Here is a 23568-nt window from a genome sequence, read left to right as displayed (position 1 = left end):
GAGGGGCCTTCGGCTCAGGCGGCTGCGGGAGCTCGCGGAAGGTTGCGGTCATCTGGGGGCAGCGCCAGCGCCTTGAGGCGGTACTCCTGGTAGAACTCCTCCTGCTCTCGCGTGCGCTCGATTGCTTCGAGAGCTTCGAGGCGGTCCCAGTAAGCGTCGCGGTACTTCGTCATGCTGTCTCGACTTTCGTTGGTGGTGAAGGCTCAGCCCATAAGCATGAGCCGCGCGAGGGACGGATCGTGCCGCTTGCGCAGCTTCACCTTCCCTCCTCCTGTGGGGAGTTCTGTGCCGTGGGGACGCAGCGATGCCGGGATGCCCCTCAAGGTGATGGTGTTCCGCAGCACCGCTTGGATGCTTTCAGGATCTTTCGGTTGGAAAGGAAACGTCGCCGGATCAAGCAGTCGCGACGTCTGCCACCGCGCGCTTGGTGGGCCGGTCGCTACCATCGTCGGCAGCGTTCCGAAGTCCTGGCGAGCAGTACCGTTTCGGGGGAAGAGCGCCCGCCACGTGACGACGCCGATCTTGGCCGCGGTCGGGTCACCGGCCATTCCGGGGAAAGAACGAACCGCGCGCTCAATAGCGCGGGTCACGACCCTGAGGTCGGCGCGTGTGCTGTCGGGCTTGTCGTGTCGCGGAACGATGACGAAGACCGCCGTCAGACCGGTCCAGGCCATTGGCCGCTGGTGAAGCAGTTTGGCGAGGCGTCGGACCTTCGCGTCCATGCCAGAGGTGGTAGCGGTGATCTCCACTAGCACTCGCAGCCCGTCAGGGCGGATGAGGGTGAGGTCGGCCGCTGACTGTCCGCCACGCGGAAGATCCGGCGCGCCCGGTACGGGCCTTACGAGCAGTTCCCAGGAGGAAAGCTTCTCTCCGAGCACCATACCTACCTGTCCGTGCTCGGCCATCCTCAGACCGAACTCCGTGGCGAGCACGTTGTGGCGCGCATACTGACGGGAGGCATCGAAACCGAGACCGGCGGTGACAGAGAACCAATCGGCCCACCCGAGCACGGACGCTAGATCCTGCACCGCTCCGGAGTCACCGGCAGGTCGCAGGAGGAGCTGTTCCCGCGGCGGGACTTGTCCCCAGGTGTGACCCCAGCGACCCACGTCGACCAGACCCGCATTCCACAGCGCGCTTACGAGGCTCGTGCGACCGCGAGATAGCCCTTCGACGTCAGCGAGCGCCTCCACCTGTTCGACGGTCGCAGTCCGCCACTGATCCAGAACCGCCATCACGCGGAGAATGCGCTCACGGTTGTGGGGAGCCAGCACGCGCTCGCGTGCCTCGTCTTTCCGCATCCGAAGCCACGAAGGCGCGTGCTCGCCCTCGGCGAGGGCCCAATGGCCGAGAGCGCGTCCGCGCCATAGTTCATAGGGATCTCCGCGGCGCGCAGTACGACGAGGATGCAGCGGTGTCCGAGACCGCAAGGCGGCGAGGTCAATCTCAGTCATGCTTGCTCGAAGACCGGCGTCCGACGATCCCATGTGTCGTGCAGCAGGGTGGCACCGGGTGAGGAGTCGCCGGCCGCAGGTAGCAGTCGTCGCCCAAGAGGATGTCGAGCGCGATGAGGAGGTCGTCACTGTCGCGCGATTCACGCACCAGATCTCGCACACGATCCCTGAAGCCGGTGCGTGCGTCATCGGGGTGGGTATCTCCGCTGGCGCCTGTCTTGAAGGGCGGGGTGAGGGCTGGTTCGTCGATCTTCCATGCACCGTCGGTGGACAGCGCCAGGCGAGCTGCCCAATACGCGCCCTCGTCGGGGGACGTGTACAGGTCGTAGAGACCGGGGGCGTCGGGTCGCCCGTGGAGTGGTGGGTTGGCTGTGTCCGCCGCCGTGCGAGTCTGCGTGCCTGCAGGGGTCTGGCGCTCGTTTCGGAACATTTCGGGGTAGAGCGCCAGCAGCGTCTGCTTCGCCGTTCGTCGGGTGTGGTCACACCCACGGAGGACTGCGTTGGGTGCGCTGTCGGTGGGAGATTCGGGATCGGTCACGTGTACCTACTCTCTTGAGTGCAGTGCAGACAGTGTCTGCGTTGCGGTAGTGGGTACTTCGCCGGGTAGCGCCCGAACTGCTCAGATTCGATGGATCTTTCTCTGACTCGGGTGACGGAGTGACGAAGTGACGATTTCCGAGCTTCATGGCATTACCTCTCTAGGGAGAGATCTCGCTTATAGAGAGGAATGGCTGAAACCTAAGAAACCGTCACTTCGTCACTTCGTCACCTCGGATGTCACGCCTGCCGTAAGAGACCGCGCATGAACACGGGGAAGGGAACGCGGGCCCCTTCAGGCCGGTGGGGAACCGGCTCGAACCCCGCCGCGTGGGAGCGGCGGGGGCTTATCTTGGAGGCCTCAAGTGCAATCCACGCTCGAAAGCATAGGGAAGCGGCCGTGCTGGGACCGTCACCGACCTCCGGCGCTAGCGTGGACTTCATGAGCACCCATGAACCGGAATCCGAGTCCGACGGTCTCGATGCGCTGGCCCCCACGGAGCTTCGCACCCCGCGGCGACCGGTGTACGTTCTCGGTGCGGGATTCTCGCGAGCAATCAGTGACCTGATGCCCCTCACCGACGACCTCGGGAATGCCCTCCGTGAGCGCCTCGGCCTCAACTGGTCGATGGGGCAGCAGGTCTCATTCGAGGAACGCCTCACGGTGCTGTCTACCGCGTTGCCCTTTCTTCAGGCCCACGAGAACACTCGCCGACGCGCGGAAGCTGAGGCACTGACGGCAGCAATCGCTGACGTTCTGGATGGATTTCTAGAGACGGTGACGGGCTCCGCCCCACCGCTCTGGCTTCTGCAGCTGGTCGCTATCTGGCATGCGGAGCAAGCGGTCGTTATCACCTTCAACTACGACACGCTCGTAGAAAGTGCGTTCGGTGCGCTAGGCGTCGTGAAGCCTCACTACGACAACGGTGTCTCTTACGAGTTGGACGGGAAGCAGATCGTCTACCCCGCGCCTAGGTCGAGCGGATCGGGCGGCTGGCAAGATGCGATAGCTGCCGACGACAGCTCATTCCAGCTGCTCAAGCTCCACGGATCACTTTCCTGGTACTGGTCTTCAGGCGACGGATCCACGGTCGTCCAGGATCGCGCCCTACCGACCTTCGGTCGGGCAACGAGCACCACTCCGGAATTGTCCGGCATCAAGACGTTGGATCGATTCCTGATTCCTCCGGTGCTCAGCAAAGACAGCTACTACAACGTGAACATCGCGCACATGCTGTGGCGGACCGCTCACGACGCGGTCGCCAATGCATCCCGATTGACGATCCTCGGGTATTCATTGCCGGCGGGAGACCGCATCACTGCGGAACTTCTCCGGATGACGCCGAAGGGCACTCCGGTTGACATCGTCAATCGAGACATAGGAGAGCCCCAGGCCGCAACTTCGCCCCTGGGCCGTGCGACAACGCTCGGGTTCCAGGTCAACAAGACCTGGAACGGAGATCGAGCCATTCCTGCTTACATCCGGGACCGTTTGTTGCAGCGCTACCCGGGCGTTTTCGACGCCCTCGCCGACTATGAAGACGAACCCCTCATCGCGAGCGTCAGTCTTCGCGGAACGAGAGATGAGCCGGCCACGTTCATGCTGCGCTCTGTCGAGGAGGGGAACAACGGCGTGGACATCGATCTTGTCGCTGTGGGTAACGCCTCCACCCCTCCCCATGTCACTGTCGGAGCGCGAATGCCGTCCTTCGCCGGTGCTGACGACTTCCATACAGCGAAGACCCTGAAGAAGGTCGTCAGTAAGTCGCCGTTTCGCGTGAACCTCGCTGGCCGGATGTTCGTGGCCATCGGAGCCAAAGGTGTGCGGATCGGTAGATGGGAAGCGGTTGAGCTCCAACTGGCACCCGCCGAGTAATGCGTCGCGCGTCGCAAAGGTTTCTCGGGATCGAGCTTGCTGTTGCGCCGTCAGTAGTCTGGGGTAATGAACGACGGGGTGCGATGGGGACAGTCGACGGCTGGGGCCCTGGTGATCCAGGGACTGATTGGTCCAGTGATGGGGGCAGTCGTCGGCGCGGTGGTGGCCCTGTCGCTCACCAAGCCTGAGAGAGTCGACTGGGGCCTCATCTTCTTGGTCGCGTTCATCGTGGCGCTTGTTCTCTTCGTCGTGCTCTCCCTCGCGCTTGGGCGCCTCCGACGCGTTGTGTGGGGAGCTGTCCGCATGGCCCTGGCGTGGGTCGGTGGTCTGAGAATCAATACCCGCAAGGGCCGTAGTCGCCTCCGAGAGGCAGGGTATGCCGCGCGAAGCCGAGAGGTTGAGGACGAGCGGAAGCTATCACCACGCCCGCGCTGGCGCGTTACATACGAACCTGGCGAGGATTGGATTTACCTTCACAACTCGGGCTACTGGGTTAGCGACGTAGTAGTGCGCGCCGATCCGGACCTGTTCGAGTTCGCTGACGGTGCTATGCAGGGTGGTATTCAGGGGCGTCTCGGGGGCGACGGAGCCGGCAATCCGACCGGCAGACCGATACAGGGCCGCCCCACCAAGCGTGGCGAGCGCGAGGGAGTCACGTTCACCGTGTCCTGGACTGACCAGAACGGGGACGCGCAACCCACAGGAGATCGCGACGACCTGCCCTCGACAGCAACGCTCCCGAGTAGGGCGCTCCAGCCGGTTGTGCAACCCACGTGGCAGATCGGTCTTCCGAGGCAGAGCCCTGGCAAAGATGTCCTCATGCTCGCCAACGGCGCTCAGGAATTTGAAGCGAAGAACCTGGTCATCGACGCGGACCCGATCTACTTCACCTTCGTCTTGAAGCGGGAGCTGGGTGACCTGGAGGGTATCGGTGGCATGCGCTTCGTCGGCCGCCCGACAGAGGCTGGCAGAACGTTCGGGGTGGTCTTCAAGGTTACCTATCAAGATGTCAACGATGAAGAACGCACCGACTATGTCCCCGTTGAGCCAAGCATGAACTGGGGGTCTTGAGTCGAGGCCGCGTGTGTCCCGGGCTCTGAATGATTGTGCTGCTGGACGAAAGATCCGGCTCAGTCGTCCAGCTGTCCAGCGAGTTCGTCGGACACGACGATGCGCTCAGGGTTCCAATGCCCCTTAGCAGCCGCGGGGTAGACGGTCACGAACGCACCAGCACCCATCATGATCTTCCGACGTTCCGCGACGGAAGATCGCGCCCAGGCCTCACCGTAAGTCTCGCCAGTGCGACGCTGCACGGCCGAAATCGACGGCAAAGCGGTAAGGCGATCCCTCTCTTCGCCCAGCGTGACCATCCTGGCGGCCAACTCCATCACGTCCGCTCCAGGACGGTTCATCGCGGCATGGGTCTGACTGATTGCATCGAGCACGTTGTCCAGCCCCTCTGGCACGACCTCCTCACTGACAGTTTCGATAACTTCGACGTCACCCCACGCGTCGAGGAACTGCCGTTCGGCTTCCGCTTCCGCCGGATTGGCGGTCACCGTCTGGGGCCTTTCGCATGTGCGGCCTCGGTTCCGCGACTGGCACATGTAGACAGGAGGCTGTGTCGGGTGAGCGAAATGTCTGGGGGTCAACGGCATGCCACAGGATGAGCAGATAGCCAGTCGTTGCAGTAGCGGCACCCGTCCTCCTTCGGGAAGGCGGGGCGCTGCGATGTTCCCACTCAGAGCGCGCGACAGTGCATGCCACTCCTCGTCACTCACGAGAGGCGGCCATACGACCACCGGTAGCCCGCGGTCATCTCGCACCGCGTCCCCACCCTGCGTCGCATGTCCCCGAAGAGATCCGCGACGAAGGATGCGGGAGAGAGACGGGGGCGACCAATGAGACCCGCGGCGCGACGGGATGCCGTCGGAGTTGAGGCCGCGCGTCACCTCTGAGATGCCCTTTCCGCTCATCACCTCGTCCACGACTCGTCGGATGACCTTCGACTCCTCCGGGTGGTGCACAAGCGTTCGACCCGCAGTATCGGGGTGAGGTGCAGTGGTGAAACCGTAGGGCGGTGGTCCTCCTGGCCAACGCCCTACAGTTGGCAGGTGCCGGCGCATGGAACGAACTCGCTCGCCAATGGCCGTCGCTTCCAGCTCCGCGAAGACCTGCGCCATCTGGACCATGGCTTTACCTGTCGCAGTGGAAGCATCGAAGTTCTCCGTAGCGGAGACGATGACGAGGCCCTCGTCGAGTAGCTGGGAGATGTCGGCAACGGACCTTGCCATGCGATCCAGCCGGGACACCACGACAACGTCCGCTTCGCCAGCGCTGATGCGGCGACGCATCTCATGTATGCCTGGCCGGTCCAGTCTCTTTCGAGTGGCGGACTGGTCTATGTCCTCGATGATGTCTACGAAGTCCCACCCGCGCGCGTCGATCTGCCGGCGGATGTCCTTTCGCTGACGCTCGGGCGAGGTCGATGCCTCCGTGTCGCGAGAGAGTCGGACGTAGCCGAGCGCGCGGGTGGAAGACATGGGCTCAGTGACCCGCAGGGATGCCCTCGCCATGCGCAGGCTCCGCGGGCTTACGAACGAAAAGCGCCAGCAAGACTGCAGCCGAGGCGACGATGGCACCAACGAAGAACGCGGTGTGGACACCGTTCGCGGTCGCCGTCACCTGGTCAGCGCCAGAGCTCAGCGAAGATGCGAGCGTGACCGACATGAGCGTGACGAAGAGCGCAGTCCCCGCGGCACCAGCGACCTGCTGAACCGTCCCTACGACGGCAGAGCCGTGCGGGTACAAGTGCGACGGGAGCGATCCGAGAGCCGAGGTCATGAGCGGCGTGAACACGAAGCCGAGACCGAGGTTCAATGCCAAGTGCACTGCGATGATCCAGACGATGCTCGTGCCCTGGTCGAACGTCGCCATACCCCACAGTGCACCGGCCGCGATAGCCATGCCCGGGATGACCAACGGCGTCGGGCCGAACTTGTCGAAGAGGTTGCCCACGACGGGAGCGATGGCACCCATCAGAACGCCGCCAGGCAGCAGCATGAGCCCAACGCCGAGAGTGTCGAGCCCGAGCACTTGCTGCAGATAGATGGGAAGCAGGATGAGCGAACCGAACAGCGCGCTCATTACGATGACGACGAGTCCGACGGCGAGGCTGAACGACTTGCTCTGGAACACTCGAAGGTCAAGCAGAGCGCCGTCGACTTTCTGGAGCTGAAGTTGACGAAGCACGAACACAGTGAGTGCGACCGCGCCGATGACAATCGGGATCCACACGGGCACGGGGGCGTGGCCCGATGCTGCTTCACCGATGCTGCTAAGTCCGTAGATGAGACCACCGAAGCCGAGGGCCGAGAGAATCACGGACAGCACGTCGAATCGAGCGTGAGGGTTAGTCTCCGTGACGTTCCGAACCCAGATCAGTCCGAGTCCGATGGCGAGCAGCGCGATGGGGAACATGATCCAGAAGATCGCGTGCCAGGTCAGCGCCTGGAGGATCAGACCTGACACGGTCGGGCCGACTGCCGGCGCGACCGCGATGACGATGGTGATGACACCCATCATGCGGCCGCGATGACTCGCGGGGACGATTGTGAGGACCGTGGTGAAGAGCAGCGGCATCATCACGCCAGTGCCGAGCGCCTGCACGACGCGACCAGCGAGGAGGAACTCGAAGCCGGGCGCCAGCGCTGCGATGAGTGTGCCAAGTGCGAACAGGCCCATCGCAGAGAAGTAGACCTGACGAATGGTGAATCTGCTGAGAAGGAAACCGGTCAGCGGAATGACCACGGCCATAGTTAAGAGAAATCCTGTGGTGAGCCACTGACCCACCCCGGCGGTGATCCCGAGGTCCTTCATGATGTCGGTCAGCGCGACACCCATGGTGGTCTCGTTGAGGATCACGACGAACGCGCTGACGACGAGCAGCGCGATAACTGGGCCGGGCTTCGAAACGGTGTGAGTTGGGACGGACCCGGTCTGAGGCGAGGAGTCTTGGAGGGTCAAGGTGGATCCTAAGAGAGTGGTTCTTGCGGTGAGGGAGCTGTCCCGAAGATCGACGCTACCCGACTGCTAACGAGTTGGCGGACGCATCTAAAGGAGAACAGGATCGAGGCGGCGCGGCGTTCTGCCGCGAAACTCAGCCTAGTAACGCTGGTGCGTTCGTCAGCATGAACGCACTCGTCAGCCACTGCCCGAGCTCGGGCGGGATGCCCAGATCAGTGTTGAGGTGCGGGATCGCGATGCCCATCGTCGTCTCGTTGAGGATGGCGACGAAGGCGGCGACGAGCAGCAGCCAGATGACCCGCATGTCCTTGCGCGGGATCTCGCCGGACGATGCGGGGGGCGTCGTGAGGGAGCCGGTATCGACGGCAGACATGGGCGGCCTCCAGGGCATCGGAGAGAAGAGGAAGGTGCGAGAGTTCGCGAGAGTCATTCAGCGTAACGGGTCGGTGGGACATTTCATTCCGAAATCTGGGATATCGCTGAACGCCGAGACGGCGGAGCCGGTGTCCTGGGGGGTGAGTACGCTGGCGCCATGAGCATGGGCGGGATGGGCGGTGGTCCGCGGGGCGGTTTCCGCGGCGTGGATGAGGACGCCCAGCGTCGGCTCAACGCGGAGGCCCCGAAGATCGACGGGCTCGGCACCCGGGTCGTCGCTCTGTTCAGCGCCTACCGGTGGCGCATCCTCTTCACCGGTGTCCTCGTGGTGCTCGGCGCGGGCATCGCGGTCGTCCCTCCGCTCCTCGTGCAGCGCATCTTCGACGACGCGCTGTTCCCCGTCGACGGGGGCGGCCCCCACCTTTCGCTGCTCGGCATCCTCGTCGGGGCGATGGTCGGCCTCTTCCTCTTCTCGGCGGTGCTCGGCGTCGCGCAGACCTGGCTCACGGCCACGGTCGGCAACAGCGTCACGGGCGACCTCCGGGTGCGGCTGTTCGAGCACCTGCAGGCCATGGAGCTCGGCTTCTTCACCCGCACGAAGACCGGCGTGATCCAGTCCCGCCTGCAGAACGACGTCGGCGGCGTCTCCGGCGTGCTGACGAACACGGTCACCAGCATCCTCGGCAACGCCGTCACGGTGATCGCCTCCCTCGTCGCGATGATCCTCATCGACTGGCGTCTCACCCTCATCGCGGTCGTGCTCATGCCGTTCCTCGTGCTCGTGCAGCGCCGCGTCGGCCAGGTGCGCGCGCGCATCGCGGGGGAGACCCAGGAGTCGCTCTCCGAGCTGACCTCCATCACTCAGGAGACCCTGAGCGTCTCCGGCATGCTGCTGTCGAAGGCCTTCAACCGGCAGCGCACGGAGTCCGAGCGCTATCAGCAGGAGAACCGCAACCAGGTGCGCCTGCAGGTGCGCCGAGCCATGAGCGGTCAGGGCTTCTTCGCGGTCGTGCAGGTCATCATGGCGAGCGTGCCCGCCGTCATCTACCTCGTGTCCGGGTACTTCATCGCGGGCGGGACGGGCGCGATCACCGCGGGGACCATCGTGGCCTTCACGACGGTCCAGGCGCGACTGCTCATGCCCCTCATGGGGCTCATGCGTGTCTCGCTCGACCTGCAGACCTCGTCGGCGCTGTTCGCCCGCATCTTCGAGTACCTCGACCTCGTGCCGGAGATCACCGACTCTCCCGACGCGATCACCGTGGCGCAGGCACCGGGGCCGCGCGGGCGCATCGAGTTCCAGGACGTCGTGTTCCGCTATCCGGATGCCGCCGCCGACTCGCGTCCGACCCTGCACGGCGTCTCCTTCGTGGCGGAACCAGGGCAGCATGTCGCCTTCGTCGGTCCCTCCGGCGCGGGCAAGACCACGATCCTCTATCTCGCCCCACGGCTGTACGAGGCCAAGGGCGGCGCGGTGTTGTTCGCGGGGGCCGACGTGCGCACCCTCACGCAAGAGTCGATCATCGACGACGTGGGCATCGTCTCCCAGGAGACCTACCTGTTCCACGCGACGATCCGGGAGAATCTTCGCTACGCGAAGCCCGATGCGACGGACGAGGAGCTGGTCGCGGCCTGCACCGCGGCCAACATCCACCACATCATCGCGGGCTTCGAGAAGGGCTACGACACCGTCGTGGGGGAGCGCGGGTACCGGCTCTCCGGCGGCGAGAAGCAGCGCATCGCGATCGCCCGCGTGCTGCTGAAGGACCCGCCGGTGCTCCTGCTCGACGAAGCGACCTCCGCGTTGGACACCGTGTCCGAGCGCGTGGTGCAGGAAGCCCTCGACGAGGCAGCCAAGGGGCGCACGACCCTGTCGATCGCGCACCGCCTGTCGACGGTCATGGGGGCGGACGTCATCCATGTGCTGGAGGCCGGGCGCATCGTGGAGTCCGGCACCCACGCGGAGCTGCTCGCGCAGGGCGGCCTCTACGCCGAACTGGCAGCGCAGCAGGTCGCCGCGTCCCGCGTGCTGAACGCCGAGATCGAAGCGGAGGCCGCGGAGGAGGAGGCGGTCCGAGGCGGTGTCGAGGAAGGCGTCGAGGCGGGTCTCACCGCGCGGCGTGCGGACCGTGAGCCCGAGGACTCCGCGGCGGCCGACGCGGTCGTGGCGCTGACGACCGGCGTCCCGTTGCCGACCTCATCGAGCGCTGACGGCCGACCGCGCCCGACCGGCGGCTGACGACCTCGTGGTCGCTGGTCAGTGGACGGAGAGTCCTCCGTCGATGAACAGCGACTGGCCGGTCACGTAGGCCGAACCCGGACCGGCGAGGAACACGGCGGCTGCGGCGAAGTCCTCCGGAAGGCCGTTACGGCCGATCATGGTGCGCGCCGCGAGGGCCGCGATGGTCGCAGGGTCCTCCTGCAGTCGGGCATTCAACGGCGTGAGGACGAAGCCGGGAACGAGCGTGTTGCTCGTCACGCCGGTGCCACCCCAGGCCTCCGCCTCCGAGCGCATGAGCGACTCGACCGCGCCCTTGGAGGCGCCGTACACCCCGCTGCCCACGAACGCCCGGTGCGCCTGTTGGGAGCTGATGTGGATCAGTCGTCCGTAACCGCGCGCTGCCATGCCCTGCGCCCAGCGCTGACCGAGGAGGAACGGGGCGAGCGCATTGACGGTCATCGTCGCGTCCCAGTCCGCCTCGGTGATCTCGGCGTACGGCGGACGGATGTTGATGCCCGCGGAGTTGACGAGGATGTCCGGCTCGCCGAACGGAGCAGCGGCGGCCTCCGCGACCGCATGGATGCCCTCGCGGGTGCTCAGGTCCCCGACCACGCCGGCCGCGCGACACCCCTGCGCGCGGAGGTCGTCCACGGTCTCGGCGATGCGCTCCGCGCCTCGGGCGACGATCACTGTGGCGGCACCGGCGCGGGCGAGCGCGGTCGCGATGCCGCGACCGATTCCCGAGCTGCCGCCGGTCACGACCGCGGTGCGGCCGTCGAGCGCGAAGAGCGAGGAGAGGTAGTCGGTCATGTGGGGGTCCTTCCGGCAGGGCTCACCAGGCGAGGGCGTCGGCGAGGGTGGGGTCGGGGCGGGCGTCGGCGAACTCGGGGAGGGCGTGCAGCTCGGCGAGGAACGCGGAGACCTCTCCCGCGTAGGCGGGATCGGGGTGCGTGTCCGCGATCTCGCGGAGCGGAGCGACATCCATCGCCAGGATGAGCTCGATCCGGGCGGTGACCGCGGCGTGCGCACCGGCATCCTGCAGCACGCGGATGCCGCCGCGGAGCGCGGCGAGGTAGTCGCGGAGTACGGGCAGCTGCGCCTTGCTCTGGGTGATCGAGGTGCCGTCCGCTCGGACGCGCCAGCGCACCACGACGTCGGGCAGCACGTCGAAGGCGCGCGCCCGGGTGTACATCGTCTGCGCGACGACCTGGTCCTCGTAGGTCACCCCCTCCGGGAACCGCAGGTCGGACCACATCTCGGTGCGGCTCACCTTGGACCACGCGACGATGTTCGACACCGCCTGCGGGTGCTCCGCGAGGGTGGTGCGGAAGCGGGCGGGGGCGGTCGCCGCGGCGACCCACGGCTGCACGCGGCCGGGCGCATAACCCTGGCCGTGCGGACGCAGTCGCACGTAGGCGCCCGCGGCGAAGTCGCTCCCCGTGCGCTCCAGCGTGCCCACGAGGGTCGACAGGGCGTCCGGCATGAGCTCGTCATCCGCGTCGAGGAAGCCGGTGAAGGGCGTGGCGACGAGCGCGAGACCGATGTTGCGCGCGGCGCCGAGCCCGACGGAAGCCCCATGCCGGATCAGGGTGAAGCGGGAATCCGTCGCGGCGGCGTCGGCGAAGATCGCTCCCGTGTCGTCGGTGGAGCCGTCGTCGATGAGGATCGCACGCCACCGCTCGTCCGTCTGTGCACGGAGGGAATCGAGGGCGGCGGGGGCGAACGCGGCGATGTCGCGTCCGGGCACGATCATCGTCACGATCGGGGCGGGGGCGGTCACTCCGCCGAGTCTAGGGCCGTTCGTCAGCCGCGGACGGTGTCGACCGCCTCCGCGACGAGCACGGCGAGACGCTCCGGCGCGTCAGCAGGGAGGGTGGTACGCCCGAACGTGAAGCGCACGGCCGTCTGCGCGACCTCCGGGGCGATCCCGCACGCGAGCAGCACGGGGGAGGGCTCGTCGCTGCCGGCCGCGCACGCGGAGCCGCTGGATGAGATCACCCCGCGGCGCTCCAGCTCCCACAGCACCGCCTCGCCGCTCACGCCGGCGATCGTGAAGCTCGCCGTCGCGGGAAGCCGATGCACGGGATGCCCCGTCAGTGTCGCGTCGGGCACGCGCCGGGTCACCTCGGCGATGAAGCGCGCCGTAGTGGCCCGTACCCGCGTCGCCGCGTGTTCACGCTCCCGCTCGGCGAGCTCGAGTGCTGTCGCCAGCCCCACCGCTCCCGCGACATCGACGGTGCCGGATCGCCGTCCGCGCTCCTGGCCTCCGCCGTGCAGGAGCGGCTCCAGAGGGAGCCGGCCGCGGACGACGAGGGCCCCGGTGCCCTTGGGTGCTCCGAGCTTGTGCCCGGCGATCGACACGGCATCCGCATCAAGGTCGTGGAGCGGCAGCCAGCCGGCCGACTGCACGGCGTCGACGTGGAGGGGCACGTGGCGGGCGCGGGCGACCTCCCGGAGCGCCGCGATGTCCTGGACGGTGCCGACCTCGTTGTTCGCGTGTCCGACCGACACGACGGCGGTATCGTCGGTGAGCACCGCATCGAGGGCGTCCGGCGTGATCCGCCCGGTTCCCTCGACCGCGGGCATCGCCACCGTCACCCCGTGGAAGCGCGCGAGGTACGCCGCCGACTCGCGGATCGACTCGTGCTCGATGGGGGACACCACGACGCGCCGCCGGCCGGAGGTGAGCGCTCCCAGGACGAGTCCCTTCACGGCGAGGTTGTTCGCCTCCGTGCCGCCGCCGGTGAAGACGACATCCCCTGCCCGCGTCCCGATCACGCGGGCCACCCGGGCGCGGGCGTCCTCCAGGCCGCGCGCTGCGGCCTCGCCCGCGGTGTGGTGGCTCGCGGGATTGCCGAACACCTCGGTGAGGAAGGGCTCCATGGCCGCACGCACCTCGGGGCGTACCGGCGAGGTCGCGGCGTGATCGAGGTACAGCACGGACTCAGTCGATCCGGAGGTCGAGTCCGAGGTCCAGCGCCCGCGCGGAGTGCGTGAGGGCTCCGACCGAGATCACATGCACCCCGGTCTCGGCGATGGCGCGGACGGTGGTCAGGTGGACGCCGCCCGAGGCCTCCACGGTGGCGCGCTCGCCGATGAGCGCCACGCCGGCGCGCAGGTCGTCGAGGGAGAAGTTGTCCAGGAGCACCGTGTGGGCGCCGCCGTCGAGCACCGCCGGGATCTGGTCGAGACGGTCGACCTCGACGACGACGTGGGCGGTGTGCGGCAGCCGCGAGAACGCCTCGCGAAGAGCCGTCGCCAGGTCGAGCCCGGACCGCTGGAGCACGGCGAGGTGGTTGTCCTTCGCCATGACCGCGTCGGACAGGGAGTACCGGTGGTTCCGGCCGCCGCCGGACACGACCGCGTGCCGCTCGAACGCCCGCAGACCGGGCGTGGTCTTGCGGGTGTCGGCGATGCGCGCCCGCGTTCCCTCGACTTCACGGACGTAGGCGGCCGTGAGCGTCGCGATGCCCGACATCCGCTGCGCGAAGTTCAACGCGACGCGTTCGGCGGTGAGCACGGCGCGGGCCGGCCCTGTCACGGTAGCCAGCACGTCGGATGCCGTGAAGGCATCACCGTCGCCCACGTGCAGGTCGACCGTGACGTCCGGGTCGGTGAGGAGGAACGCGGCGGCGAACACCTCACCACCGCTGAAGACGCCCTCCTCGCGGGCGACGAGGTCCGCCGTGGCGGTCACTTCGGCAGGGAGGAGGGTGGTGCTGGTGAGGTCGCCCCAGGGGGCGTCCTCCTCGAGCGCGGCCCCGACGACGCGGTGCAGGGTGGTGCGGGTGAGCATCAGGCGGTCTCCAGGATCGGTGGGCGTGCCGGGGTGGGTGCGGCGAGGGCGAAGTCGTCGCGGTGGTGGGCGCCGACAGAGACCGGACGTGCCACGGCCGCACGGATGGTGGCCTCGGCGACCAGCAGCAGGTTCCGGTCCTCGTGCGTGCGGACGTCGGAGGCGGACGGCGTCGCGGAGGCCCACCCGCGGATGATGCGGAGGGCGGACTGGAGTCCGGTTCCCGTCCGGTGCAGGCCGACCTCGTCCCACAGCAGCCGCTGCAGCGCGGCGCGGTCGAACGGGGGGAGGGGCTCGGGTGCGGCGCTCTCTTCCTCCGGGCTCTTCGGCGACGGAGACGGGATGACGTCGACGGCAGCAGGCCACGGTTGGGCCAGGGCAGCAGCGGCCCTGGCTCCGAACACGGCCCCTTCGAGGAGCGAGTTGGAGGCGAGCCGGTTGGCTCCGTGCACTCCTGTCCGGGCGGTCTCGCCGACGGCGTACAGCCCCGGGATCGTGGTCCGTCCGTGCCGGTCGGTGACGACGCCGCCCATGAGGTAATGCGCGGCGGGGGTCACCGGCAGCGGCTCCCGGGACCAGTCGAAACCGCGGTCGCGCGTCACACGGTCGATGGTCGGGAAACGGCGGGCGAGCGCGTCCGCCCCGAGCCCGGTGGCATCGAGGTGCACGGGCGTCCCCTGCCGGGCTGCCTGCCCGGCGATGGCCCGGGCGACGACGTCGCGCGGGGCGAGCTCCCCGTCGGGGTGGCTGTCGAACACGAACCGTCTTCCGTCGCTGTCGCGGAGCACGGCCCCCTCGCCGCGGACGGCTTCGGACAGGAGGAAGACCGGGAGCCCGGGGAGGGTGGTCGGGTGGAACTGCACGAACTCCAGGTCGGCGATGGCGGCGCCGGCGCGCAGAGCCGCCGCGATGCCGTCGCCGGTCGTCTCGGTCGGATTGGTCGTGTGCGCGTAGAGCTGCCCTGCCCCGCCCGTGGCGAGGATCACGGCGTCGGCCCGGATCTCGACAGCGCCGCCGTCGCGGAGGACTGTGATCCCGCGGATCCGTCCCGCCTCGACGGTCAGATCGAGGAGCATCGTGCGCTCGCGGACGGAGATCGGCGTGCGCTGAACGGCCGCGCACAGCGCGGCGGAGATCGCGGCCCCGGTCGCGTCGCCCCCGGCGTGGAGGATGCGGGCATGGGTGTGCGCCGCCTCCCGCCCGCGGGCGAGTGCGCCGCCTGGCGCCCGGTCGAAGGCGACGCCGCGGGCCAGGAGCTCGGCGATCCGGGCGGCGCCGTCCGCCACGAGGGCGTCGACGGCGGTCGGATCGCACAGACCCGCTCCGGCGCTGATCGTGTCGGCGGCATGCGCCGCCGGTCCGTCGCCGGGCCCGTAGCCGCCGGCCACACCGCCCTGAGCGAGAGGCGTGCAGCCGCCTCCGAGCCCGCCCTTCGTCACGACCGTCACCGTGTGTCCGCCCTCGTGCGCGTGCAGCGCGGCGGTGAGTCCGGCGATCCCGGAGCCGACGACGACGACGTTCATCGTGCCCCGGCGGCGACCGGCGGCTTGGCGGCGAGCATCCGCTCGAGCGCGAGGCGAGCCGGGGCGGCGACGTCGGGGGAGACCGTGATGCGGTTCGGGGTGCGGCCGGCGACCAGCTCCTCCAGGACCCACGCGAGGTAGCCAGGGTGGATGCGGTACATGGTCGAGCACGGGCAGACGACCGGGTCGAGGCAGAAGATCCGGTGCTGCGGGTACTGCGCGGCCAGGCGGCGCACGAGGTTGATCTCGGTCCCGACCGCGAACGTCGTCGGCTCCGTGGCCTCGGCGATGGCGCGGCGGATGTACTCCGTGGAGCCGGCCTCGTCGGCCGCGTCGACGACCTCCATCGGGCACTCCGGATGCACGATCACGCGGACTCCCGGGTGCTCCGCGCGAGCCTGGTCGATCTGCGCCACGGTGAACCGCCGGTGCACGGAGCAGAAGCCGTGCCAGAGGATCACCTGCGCGTCGACGAGTTCGTCCGGGCTGGAGCCGCCGAGCGCTCGCCGCGGGTTCCACATCGGCATCCGGTCGAGCGGCACGCCCATGGCCTTCGCGGTGTTCCGCCCCAGATGCTGGTCGGGGAAGAAGAGCACGCGACGGCCGCGGGCGAAGGCCCACTCCAGGACCGTGTTCGCGTTGGAGGAGGTGCACACGATTCCCCCGTGCCGTCCGACGAACCCCTTGATCGCCGCCGAGGAGTTCATGTAGGTGACGGGGATCACCGGCACGCGGCCATCGGCGTCCGGGGTGTCGAGGTCGCCCAGCACGTCGGCGAGCTGCTCCCAGCACTCCTCCACCTGGTCGATGTCGGCCATATCCGCCATCGAGCACCCGGCGGCGAGGTTCGGCAGGATCACCGCCTGGTCGGGCCGCGACAGGAGGTCGGCGGTCTCGGCCATGAAGTGCACGCCGCAGAAGACGATCGCCTCGGCATCCGGCCGCATCGTGGCGGCGGTGGCGAGCTGGAACGAGTCACCCACCTCGTCCGCATGGGTCACGACCTCCTCCCGCTGGTAGAAGTGGCCGAGGATCACCACGCGGTCTCCGAGGGTCGCCTTGGCCGCCTCGATGCGCCGGCGGAGCTCGGCTTCGTCCGCCTCGCGGTAGGCGGCGGGGAGCTCTCCCTGCCGGGGAGCCCCGGTCGGGATGACGTCGCCCATGGAGGATCCGGGCCCGTACCCCGGGCGCGTGTCGAAGTCCCACGGTCCGACCGCGAGGTCGGTGGTGCAGGTGGCATCGGTGGAGGCTCCAGCGACGATGGCCTGGATCGCGTGATCGACGGACGGGTCGGCCGCAGGGACCACGGGGGTCGGGACGAAGGTGATGCTCATCGGGTTCTCGTTTCCTCGGGGCGGAGCGGGCCGCGGTCGGCCAGCTCGACATCGGTGTCGTCGCGGTACAGACGGGCCGGGCGGTGGCTACCCGTGCGGAAGCGGTCGGTGCGGGTGAGGTTGCCCGCGGCCTCGACCTGCCGCCGGAAGTTCGCAGGGTCCAGTGGGCGCCCGAGGATCGACTCGTACGCCTCCCGCAGTTCGGCGAGCGTGAACTCGGCGGGCAGGAAGCCCTGGGCCACGCGGCTGTAGCCGACCTTGTTGCGGAGGCGCCAGAGCGCGTACTCGATGATCTCGTGATGATCGAAGGCGAGGGCCGGCAGGCCGTCGACATCGAACCACTCCACGTTCTCCGGCGCGCGACCGGACGCCCGATGCGCGGTGATCTGGGCTTCGACGTCGTCCTGACGCAGCAGCGCCCAGTACACGATCGACACGACCGGCGTGGGGGAGCGGTCGACGGCGCCGAAGGCGTAGAGCTGCTCCAGGTAGGTGGGCGCAAGGCCCGTCGTCTCGGCGAGTGTGCGGGCCGCGGCGTCGACCGGCGACTCCTCGGGGGTGAGCCACCCGCCGGGAAGCGCCCATCGCTCTGCGAACGGCTCGCGGGTACGGCGGACGAGGGGGAGTGCGAGAACGGGGGGACCGTCGTCACCGCGGCGCAGCGTGAGGATCACCGTCGAGACGGCGACGCGGATGTCCGCACTTCGAGTCATATGCACCTTAACCTCCGCAGACGATCTTAGTGTCATGACGACCTTTCGTGCGGGCGCATGACGCCGAGAGGTGTCGAGTCCGAAACGTTATCTCGCGCCCGCGAGAACGCTTGTCCCCCCGCGGTGGGTTTGTTAGGTTACTGTCCTAACAAACCCCTTCGAGGGCGGCCCGCAGGCCACCTCCCGGGGTTCCCGTGAACCCCGCCCGGGGTTCGGCTCCAACCGGAGAATCCCTCCTGCAGTGCAGCACCGAGAGGAAATGAAGAATGATCCGTAACGGAAAGCGCAAGATCGCGCTCACGGCGGTCGCGGGGGCCTCGGTCCTCGCCCTGGGCCTGACGGCCTGTGGCAGCGGCGGGGGCGACGACGGCGGCAACGCCGACGGCGACCGCGCGCTCCGCGTCTGGGCGGGTAGCCAGACGCCCATCACCGCGAACTACAACCCGTTCGCGCCCACCGTGCTCCACGGTGCGCTCGGACCGATCTACGAGCCCCTCTTCTTCTACAACAAGACCAAGGACGAGGAGCCGATCGGCCTCATCGGCGAGTCGTTCGAGTACAACGAGGACGGCACGCAGATCACGGTGAAGATCAAGCCCGACCTGAAGTGGAGCGACGGCGAGCCGCTCACTGCGGAGGACGTCGTCTTCTCCTTCAAATACGAGGCCAACAACCCCGAGGGCAACGGCTTGGTCTCGGCAGAGGCGACGGACGACACCACTGCCGTGCTCACCTACGCCGCGGCGCAGTACACCACCGAGTTCCAGCGCATGGGGTCGAGCTACATCCTTCCGAAGCACATCTGGGAGGAAGTGACCGACTTCGCGAACTTCACCAATGAGGATCCGGTCGGCTCGGGACCCTACGTCGTGGACAAGACCACGAGCGAGTCGTACACCCTCGTCGCGAACGAGAACTACCGTGGTGCCGACGAACTGGCCGTCAAGAAGGTCCAGTACATCGCCGTGGACAACAACCAGACCGCGCAGGATCTCCTCGCCGCGGGGGAGCTGGACTGGACGGGCATGTTCGTCCCCAACCCGGATGACGTCACGGGCAACGGCAAGATCGAGTGGATCAACACGCCGCAGGACCCGACGGTGCTGTACACCTGCTCGAATGCCGAACTCGGCTGCACCGGTCCGCAGACCGACGTCGCCGTGCGCCAGGCGCTCAACGTCGCGATCGACCGCACGGTCATCAAGGACAAGGCGTTCGTCGGTCTGACCGGCGACATCTCGCCCGCCTACACGCTGCTCCCGCGCGACGAGAAGTGGCTCACGGACGATGCCTACGAGGTCAGCCCCCAGGAGGCCAACGTCGAGGAGGCAGGGTCCATTCTGGAGGCCGCCGGCTACACCAAGGGGTCGTCGGGCATCTACGAGAAGGACGGCGTGCCCGTCGAGCTCAGCCTGATCTCGGTCGACGGGTGGACGGACTACAACGACGCCGCGAAGCTCATCGCCGAGCAGGCGGAGGCCGCCGGTATCAAGGTCACGGCTTCGACGGTGCAGTGGCAGGAGTTCTCGGATGCCCGCCAGGGTGGGCAGTTCCAGCTCATCGTCGGCGGCGTCGTCGGCACCACCATCGCCGATCCCTTCCAGATCTACCGCGACTGGTTCGGTGGCACCGAGGTGCAGTCCACCAGCCCGGTCGGTACGGAGATCCCCGCCGGTCGCTGGAACTTCAGCCGGTACAGCAACCCGACCGTCGACGCGGCCATCCAGGCGGCCATCAGCACGGATGACGAGGCGCAGAAGAAGGAGCTCTACGCCACGATCCAGGACGCGATCGTGAACGACGTGCCCTACATCCCGCTCGTGATCAACGCGACGCAGACCTTCTACAACACGAAGGACTACACGGGCTGGCCGACGGAGGAGGACCTCTACGCGTTCCCGCCGTCCTGGGGCGCCATCGCCGCGGGCTACGTGCTGACGCAGATCAAGCCCGCCGGCTGATCCGCACGAGTAGGGGAAGCAGGAAGTCAGGACAGGTGACATGAAGTTCTATGCACGACGGATCGGGTTCTATGCGTTCACGCTGTGGGCCGCGATCTCCATCAACTTCCTGCTTCCCCGGCTCATGCCGGGGGACCCCGCCGACATCATGATCGCCAAGATGCAGCGGGCCGGCGGAGAGGTCTCCGAGACCACCATCCGCAACATCCGGCTCCTGCTCGGCGGCGACGACTCCTCGCTCTGGGAGCAGTACCTCGCCTACTGGGGCCGCATGTTCCAGGGTGACCTGGGCGTGTCGGTGACGAAGTTCCCGACTCCGGTCACGGAGCTCATCGCCGGGGCCCTTCCGTGGACGCTGGTGCTCGTCGGCACCGCGACCGTCCTCTCCTTCCTGCTCGGCGTCGTGCTCGGCGCGTGGGCCGGCTGGAAGCGCGGCACCTGGGTCGACCACCTCATTCCCGCCACCACCGTGCTGCAGTCGATCCCGTACTTCTGGCTGGCGCTGGTGCTCGTCGCGGTCTTCGCGGTCGGGCTCGGCTGGTTCCCGATGTTCGGCGGCTACGACGTCTTCGACTTCCCGGACGGCCCCGAGCCGACCTGGGCGTTCTTCTCGGATGCCGTCGCACACTCGCTCCTGCCCGCCATCACGATCGTGATCAGCTCGGTCGGTGGCTGGATGTTCGGCATGCGCAACATGATGGTCTCCACCCTCGCGGAGGACTACGTGCTCACCGCTGAGGCGAAGGGGCTCCGCCCCCGGCGGATCATGACGACCTACGCCGCGCGCAACGCCGCCATCCCCTCGATCGCGGGCTTCTCGATCACCCTCGGGTTCGTCGTCGCCGGTTCCATCGTCATGGAGCAGGTGTTCACCTATCCCGGAGTCGGCAAGCTCATGTTCCAGGCTGTCACCAACAACGACTACGCGCTCATGCAGGGGCTGTTCCTCGTGATCACCCTCACGGTGCTCGTCGCCAACTTCTTCATGGACCTCGTCTATGGCTTCATCGACCCGAGGGCTCGCCAGAATGTCTGACACGAAGAACCCGCTCCTCGTGGAGGAGCCGCCCACCGTCGCCCCCGAGGGGACCGTCGCGCTGGCCACCCAGCGTCAGGAGCGCAAGCGCCGCCGGATCCTGCCCAGCACCTCGCCGAAGTTCATCGTCGGTGCCGTGCTGGTGCTCGCCATCGTCCTCTTCGCGATCATCGCGCCCTTCTTCACGCAGAACCCGCGCAGCACCGACAACGCGGCCCTCCAGCCGCCGTCGGCGGAGCACTGGTTGGGCACGACCAAGCTCGGCAACGACGTGCTCGCGCAGCTCGCGATCGGCGCGCAGGGATCGCTGCTCATCGGCGTCACGGCCGGCGGCATCGCGATCGTGCTGTCTCTGCTCTTCGGCGTCCTGGCCGGGTACCTCGGCGGCTGGCGCGAGGACGTCCTCGCGCTGCTGACCAACGTCATGATCGTCATCCCCGGCCTCCCGCTGGTCATGGTGATCGCGTCGTTCGTGCCGCAGCGCAGCTGGCAGCTCGTCGCCTTCGTCCTCGGCATCACCTCCTGGGCGGGAGCGGCGTACGTGCTGCGGCTGCAGACCCGTTCGCTCCGCACCCGCGATTACGTGTACGCCTCGAAGGTGGCGGGAGAGAAGTCGCTCCGGGTGATCCTCGTCGAGATCATGCCGAACCTGCTCCCGCTGCTGACCGCGCAGTTCCTCTTCGCGATCATCTTCGCCATCCTCGGCGAGGCGGGCCTGTCGTACCTGGGCCTCGGTCCGAACTCCTCGATCACCTGGGGATCGATTCTCAACGACGCGCAGTCGGGCCAGGCGCTCGGTCGCGGAGCGTGGTGGTGGTTCGTGCCGCCGGGCATCATGATCGCGATCCTCGGCGCCGGTCTCGCGCTGATCAACTTCGCCATCGACGAGGTCATCAATCCGAAGCTGCGCAACGCGCCCGATGCGGCCCGTCGTCTGCGCAAGGCCGCGAAGGAGAAGGGGGTCACAGCATGAGCGACGCCGTGCTCACCGCCAGGAACGTCTCGATCGAGTACGAGGTGGATCCGCCGGTCAAAGCCGTCCGCGACGTCTCGCTGACCCTGCACCGCGGCGAGATCCTCGGGCTCGCCGGGGAATCGGGCTGCGGCAAGACCACTCTCGCGTATGGGATGAACCGGCTGCTCAAGGCGCCGGCCCTGATGACGGGCGGCGAGATCGTGTTCCACGACCGCGACGGCCACGACATCGACATCGTCGGCCTCGACGGGGAGGGTCTGCGGGCGTTCCGCTGGGACAAGATCTCCATGGTCTTCCAGGGGGCCATGAACTCCCTGAACCCCGTCATCTCGGTCAAGGCGCAGATCTTCGACATCTTCGACACCCACCGACCCGGAATGTCGCGGAAGGCCAAGCAGGAGCGGGCGGAGGAGCTGCTCACGCTGGTCGGCGTCGATCCCGGTCGGCTGACGAGCTTCCCGCACGAGCTGTCGGGCGGCATGCGCCAGCGCATGATGATCGCGATGGCGCTCGCGCTCGACCCGCAGGTCATGATCATGGACGAGCCCACCACGGCGCTCGACGTGGTCGTGCAGCGCGGCATCATCCGGGAGATCATGCGCCTGCGCGAGAAGCTCGGGTTCGCCGTCATCTTCATCACCCACGACCTGCCCATGCTCATCGAGATCAGCGACCGCATCGCGGTGATGCTGCAGGGGAGGATCGTCGAGCAGGGCACGGCGGAGGAGATCTACCGCAACCCGCAGCACGAGTACACCCAGCGGCTGCTGTCGAGCTTCCCGTCCCTCACCGGGACCCGGGGCGACTTCGTCCGCAGTGGCGTGAACCAGGAGGTCATCCGATGAGCGCGGACGCGATGGGGCGCGGAGGCACCCTCGAGGCGAGGAACCTCGTGAAGGACTTCCACCTGCGCTCGGGGTTCCGCACCAGCGTCCTGCACGCCGTGAAGGACGTGTCGTTCACGCTGGAGGCGGGGCGGACCACGGCCCTCGTCGGCGAGTCCGGCTCGGGCAAGTCGACCATCGCCCGGATGCTGATGAAGCTGGAGACACCGACCTCCGGGAGCATCCTCCTCGACGGCGAGGAGTCCGGTACGCGGGGCTCGGCCCTGGAGCGCTACCGGTCGGACGTGCAGATGGTCTTCCAGGACCCGTTCGCCTCGCTGAATCCGTTCCACACGATCGTGCACCACCTGGAGCGCCCGATCCGGCTGCATCATCCGAAGCTCGACAGTCGCGAGGTGCGGACCAGGGCGATCGAACTGCTGGAGCGGGTGCGACTGACCCCGGGGGAGAGCTTCGCGGAGCGCCGCCCCCACGAGCTCTCCGGTGGCCAGCGACAGCGCGTGGCGATCGCGAGGGCGCTGGCGCCCGGAGCCCGCTTCATCGTGGCCGACGAGCCGGTGTCGATGCTCGATGTGTCGATCCGGCTCGGCGTCCTCAACCTGCTCGCGGAGCTGCAGCGCGAGGAGAACCTCGGAGTCCTCTACATCACGCACGATCTGGCGACCGCGCGGCACTTCTCCGACGACATCATGGTGCTCTACAAGGGCGATGTGGTCGAGCGGGGACCGGCCGACGAGGTGATCCTGAACCCGCAGCACGAGTACACCAAGACGCTTCTGGGGGCGGCGCCCGAGCCGGAGAACCTGGGGCGGCTCCGCGACGAGGTCAGGGCGGAGCTCGCGCTGGGCAGCTGACCGGGCGGGGGAGACCGCTAGACTGATCGCACAATCGAAGA

20 protein-coding genes and 1 pseudogene are annotated in these 23568 nt (G+C 67.8%); 8 read left to right on the top strand and 13 right to left on the bottom strand.

Annotated features, from left to right (window positions below):
• Positions 1 to 14: 14 nt before the first annotated feature.
• The 3 genes from CYL12_RS17120 to CYL12_RS06855 all read right to left on the bottom strand — a co-directional run bounded on the left by CYL12_RS17120 (position 15) and on the right by CYL12_RS06855 (position 1992).
• Positions 15 to 173, bottom strand: coding sequence for a hypothetical protein (locus CYL12_RS17120; protein WP_158297113.1), 159 nt, complete (start codon positions 171 to 173; stop codon positions 15 to 17).
• A 30-nt stretch (positions 174 to 203) separates the two neighbouring features.
• Complete coding sequence (locus CYL12_RS06860) at positions 204 to 1301, bottom strand: hypothetical protein (RefSeq protein WP_101846705.1); 1098 nt, start codon at positions 1299 to 1301, stop codon at positions 204 to 206.
• Between the two features lie 145 nt (positions 1302 to 1446).
• The gene (locus CYL12_RS06855; RefSeq protein WP_149084830.1) at positions 1447 to 1992 is read right to left on the bottom strand and encodes a hypothetical protein; all 546 of its coding nucleotides are present in this window, start codon (positions 1990 to 1992) and stop codon (positions 1447 to 1449) included.
• A gap of 441 nt (positions 1993 to 2433) precedes the next feature.
• Between CYL12_RS06855 and CYL12_RS06850 the strand changes: the two genes are divergently transcribed.
• Both CYL12_RS06850 and CYL12_RS06845 read left to right on the top strand, forming a co-directional pair.
• Positions 2434 to 3867: an SIR2 family protein gene (locus CYL12_RS06850; protein ID WP_158297112.1), complete on the top strand. Its 1434-nt coding sequence runs from the start codon at positions 2434 to 2436 to the stop codon at positions 3865 to 3867.
• A gap of 66 nt (positions 3868 to 3933) precedes the next feature.
• Positions 3934 to 4938 (top strand): hypothetical protein, encoded by a 1005-nt coding sequence (locus CYL12_RS06845; protein ID WP_101846699.1) that lies wholly within the window; start codon positions 3934 to 3936, stop codon positions 4936 to 4938.
• Between the two features lie 59 nt (positions 4939 to 4997).
• Here CYL12_RS06845 and CYL12_RS17535 read toward each other — a convergent pair whose 3' ends face one another.
• From CYL12_RS17535 to CYL12_RS06830, 3 genes and pseudogenes are all read right to left on the bottom strand, one after another.
• Positions 4998 to 6410 carry a recombinase family protein gene (locus tag CYL12_RS17535; RefSeq protein ID WP_158297111.1) on the bottom strand — a complete coding sequence of 471 codons (1413 nt, stop codon included), beginning with the start codon at positions 6408 to 6410 and terminating at the stop codon, positions 4998 to 5000.
• Between the two features lie 4 nt (positions 6411 to 6414).
• On the bottom strand, positions 6415 to 7893 hold the full coding sequence (locus CYL12_RS06835; protein ID WP_101846693.1) for an MDR family MFS transporter: 1479 nt from the start codon (positions 7891 to 7893) through the stop codon (positions 6415 to 6417).
• 151 nt (positions 7894 to 8044) lie between these two features.
• Positions 8045 to 8197: pseudogene (locus CYL12_RS06830) on the bottom strand (MFS transporter); the annotation flags it as partial.
• Between the two features lie 234 nt (positions 8198 to 8431).
• Here CYL12_RS06830 and CYL12_RS06825 point away from each other — a divergent pair.
• Positions 8432 to 10507 carry an ABC transporter ATP-binding protein gene (locus CYL12_RS06825; protein WP_101848707.1) on the top strand — a complete coding sequence of 692 codons (2076 nt, stop codon included), beginning with the start codon at positions 8432 to 8434 and terminating at the stop codon, positions 10505 to 10507.
• A gap of 18 nt (positions 10508 to 10525) precedes the next feature.
• Here CYL12_RS06825 and CYL12_RS06820 read toward each other — a convergent pair whose 3' ends face one another.
• The 7 genes from CYL12_RS06820 to CYL12_RS06790 are packed head-to-tail and all read right to left on the bottom strand — an operon-like array spanning position 10526 to position 17855.
• On the bottom strand, positions 10526 to 11299 hold the full coding sequence (locus tag CYL12_RS06820; protein WP_101846691.1) for an SDR family NAD(P)-dependent oxidoreductase: 774 nt from the start codon (positions 11297 to 11299) through the stop codon (positions 10526 to 10528).
• Between the two features lie 22 nt (positions 11300 to 11321).
• The gene (locus CYL12_RS06815; RefSeq protein WP_101848706.1) at positions 11322 to 12242 is read right to left on the bottom strand and encodes a glycosyltransferase family 2 protein; all 921 of its coding nucleotides are present in this window, start codon (positions 12240 to 12242) and stop codon (positions 11322 to 11324) included.
• Between the two features lie 50 nt (positions 12243 to 12292).
• On the bottom strand, positions 12293 to 13429 hold the full coding sequence (locus CYL12_RS06810) for a cysteine desulfurase family protein (RefSeq protein WP_101846689.1): 1137 nt from the start codon (positions 13427 to 13429) through the stop codon (positions 12293 to 12295).
• Between the two features lie 4 nt (positions 13430 to 13433).
• Positions 13434 to 14285 carry a carboxylating nicotinate-nucleotide diphosphorylase gene (gene nadC / locus CYL12_RS06805; protein ID WP_101846687.1) on the bottom strand — a complete coding sequence of 284 codons (852 nt, stop codon included), beginning with the start codon at positions 14283 to 14285 and terminating at the stop codon, positions 13434 to 13436.
• Positions 14285 to 15808 carry an L-aspartate oxidase gene (gene nadB / locus CYL12_RS06800; protein ID WP_101846685.1) on the bottom strand — a complete coding sequence of 508 codons (1524 nt, stop codon included), beginning with the start codon at positions 15806 to 15808 and terminating at the stop codon, positions 14285 to 14287. Before nadB ends, nadC begins: the two co-directional genes overlap by 1 nt.
• Positions 15805 to 17142, bottom strand: coding sequence for a quinolinate synthase NadA (gene nadA, locus CYL12_RS06795; protein ID WP_101846684.1), 1338 nt, complete (start codon positions 17140 to 17142; stop codon positions 15805 to 15807). Before nadA ends, nadB begins: the two co-directional genes overlap by 4 nt.
• Positions 17139 to 17855, bottom strand: a complete 717-nt coding sequence (locus tag CYL12_RS06790; protein ID WP_101846682.1) for an NUDIX hydrolase — start codon at positions 17853 to 17855, stop codon at positions 17139 to 17141. The genes nadA and CYL12_RS06790 overlap by 4 nt, the downstream gene beginning before the upstream one ends.
• 266 nt (positions 17856 to 18121) lie before the next feature.
• Between CYL12_RS06790 and CYL12_RS06785 the strand changes: the two genes are divergently transcribed.
• From CYL12_RS06785 to CYL12_RS06765, 5 genes are read left to right on the top strand one after another with little or no spacing between them, the layout of a single operon-like run.
• The gene (locus CYL12_RS06785; protein WP_101846680.1) at positions 18122 to 19816 is read left to right on the top strand and encodes an ABC transporter substrate-binding protein; all 1695 of its coding nucleotides are present in this window, start codon (positions 18122 to 18124) and stop codon (positions 19814 to 19816) included.
• Positions 19817 to 19856: 40 nt separating this feature from the next.
• Positions 19857 to 20852: an ABC transporter permease gene (locus CYL12_RS06780; protein ID WP_101846678.1), complete on the top strand. Its 996-nt coding sequence runs from the start codon at positions 19857 to 19859 to the stop codon at positions 20850 to 20852.
• Entirely contained in the window at positions 20845 to 21825 is a 981-nt protein-coding gene (locus CYL12_RS06775; protein ID WP_101846676.1) for an ABC transporter permease, read from the top strand. Before CYL12_RS06780 ends, CYL12_RS06775 begins: the two co-directional genes overlap by 8 nt.
• The gene (locus CYL12_RS06770; RefSeq protein WP_101846674.1) at positions 21822 to 22673 is read left to right on the top strand and encodes an ABC transporter ATP-binding protein; all 852 of its coding nucleotides are present in this window, start codon (positions 21822 to 21824) and stop codon (positions 22671 to 22673) included. The genes CYL12_RS06775 and CYL12_RS06770 overlap by 4 nt, the downstream gene beginning before the upstream one ends.
• Positions 22670 to 23527 carry an ABC transporter ATP-binding protein gene (locus tag CYL12_RS06765; protein WP_101846672.1) on the top strand — a complete coding sequence of 286 codons (858 nt, stop codon included), beginning with the start codon at positions 22670 to 22672 and terminating at the stop codon, positions 23525 to 23527. Before CYL12_RS06770 ends, CYL12_RS06765 begins: the two co-directional genes overlap by 4 nt.
• Positions 23528 to 23568 lie beyond the last annotated feature (41 nt).

The organism is Zhihengliuella sp. ISTPL4, from assembly GCF_002848265.1.
Lineage (GTDB): Bacteria > Actinomycetota > Actinomycetes > Actinomycetales > Microbacteriaceae > Microbacterium.
This window is presented reverse-complemented; position numbering and strand designations above follow the sequence as displayed.

What these genes read in the sequence shown, in the direction of transcription:
- CYL12_RS17120 (WP_158297113.1), bottom strand. Translation starts at nt 173, where the DNA reads ATGACGAAGTACCGCGACGCTTACTGGGACCGCCTCGAAGCTCTCGAA.
- CYL12_RS06860 (WP_101846705.1), bottom strand. Translation starts at nt 1,301, where the DNA reads ATGCGGAAAGACGAGGCACGCGAGCGCGTGCTGGCTCCCCACAACCGT.
- CYL12_RS06850 (WP_158297112.1), top strand. Translation starts at nt 2,434, where the DNA reads ATGAGCACCCATGAACCGGAATCCGAGTCCGACGGTCTCGATGCGCTG.
- CYL12_RS06845 (WP_101846699.1), top strand. Translation starts at nt 3,934, where the DNA reads ATGAACGACGGGGTGCGATGGGGACAGTCGACGGCTGGGGCCCTGGTG.
- CYL12_RS17535 (WP_158297111.1), bottom strand. Translation starts at nt 6,410, where the DNA reads ATGTCTTCCACCCGCGCGCTCGGCTACGTCCGACTCTCTCGCGACACG.
- CYL12_RS06825 (WP_101848707.1), top strand. Translation starts at nt 8,432, where the DNA reads ATGGGCGGGATGGGCGGTGGTCCGCGGGGCGGTTTCCGCGGCGTGGAT.
- CYL12_RS06820 (WP_101846691.1), bottom strand. Translation starts at nt 11,299, where the DNA reads ATGACCGACTACCTCTCCTCGCTCTTCGCGCTCGACGGCCGCACCGCG.
- CYL12_RS06815 (WP_101848706.1), bottom strand. Translation starts at nt 12,242, where the DNA reads ATGATCGTGCCCGGACGCGACATCGCCGCGTTCGCCCCCGCCGCCCTC.
- nadC (WP_101846687.1), bottom strand. Translation starts at nt 14,285, where the DNA reads ATGCTCACCCGCACCACCCTGCACCGCGTCGTCGGGGCCGCGCTCGAG.
- nadB (WP_101846685.1), bottom strand. Translation starts at nt 15,808, where the DNA reads ATGAACGTCGTCGTCGTCGGCTCCGGGATCGCCGGACTCACCGCCGCG.
- nadA (WP_101846684.1), bottom strand. Translation starts at nt 17,142, where the DNA reads ATGAGCATCACCTTCGTCCCGACCCCCGTGGTCCCTGCGGCCGACCCG.
- CYL12_RS06790 (WP_101846682.1), bottom strand. Translation starts at nt 17,855, where the DNA reads ATGACTCGAAGTGCGGACATCCGCGTCGCCGTCTCGACGGTGATCCTC.
- CYL12_RS06785 (WP_101846680.1), top strand. Translation starts at nt 18,122, where the DNA reads ATGATCCGTAACGGAAAGCGCAAGATCGCGCTCACGGCGGTCGCGGGG.
- CYL12_RS06780 (WP_101846678.1), top strand. Translation starts at nt 19,857, where the DNA reads ATGAAGTTCTATGCACGACGGATCGGGTTCTATGCGTTCACGCTGTGG.
- CYL12_RS06775 (WP_101846676.1), top strand. Translation starts at nt 20,845, where the DNA reads ATGTCTGACACGAAGAACCCGCTCCTCGTGGAGGAGCCGCCCACCGTC.
- CYL12_RS06770 (WP_101846674.1), top strand. Translation starts at nt 21,822, where the DNA reads ATGAGCGACGCCGTGCTCACCGCCAGGAACGTCTCGATCGAGTACGAG.
- CYL12_RS06765 (WP_101846672.1), top strand. Translation starts at nt 22,670, where the DNA reads ATGAGCGCGGACGCGATGGGGCGCGGAGGCACCCTCGAGGCGAGGAAC.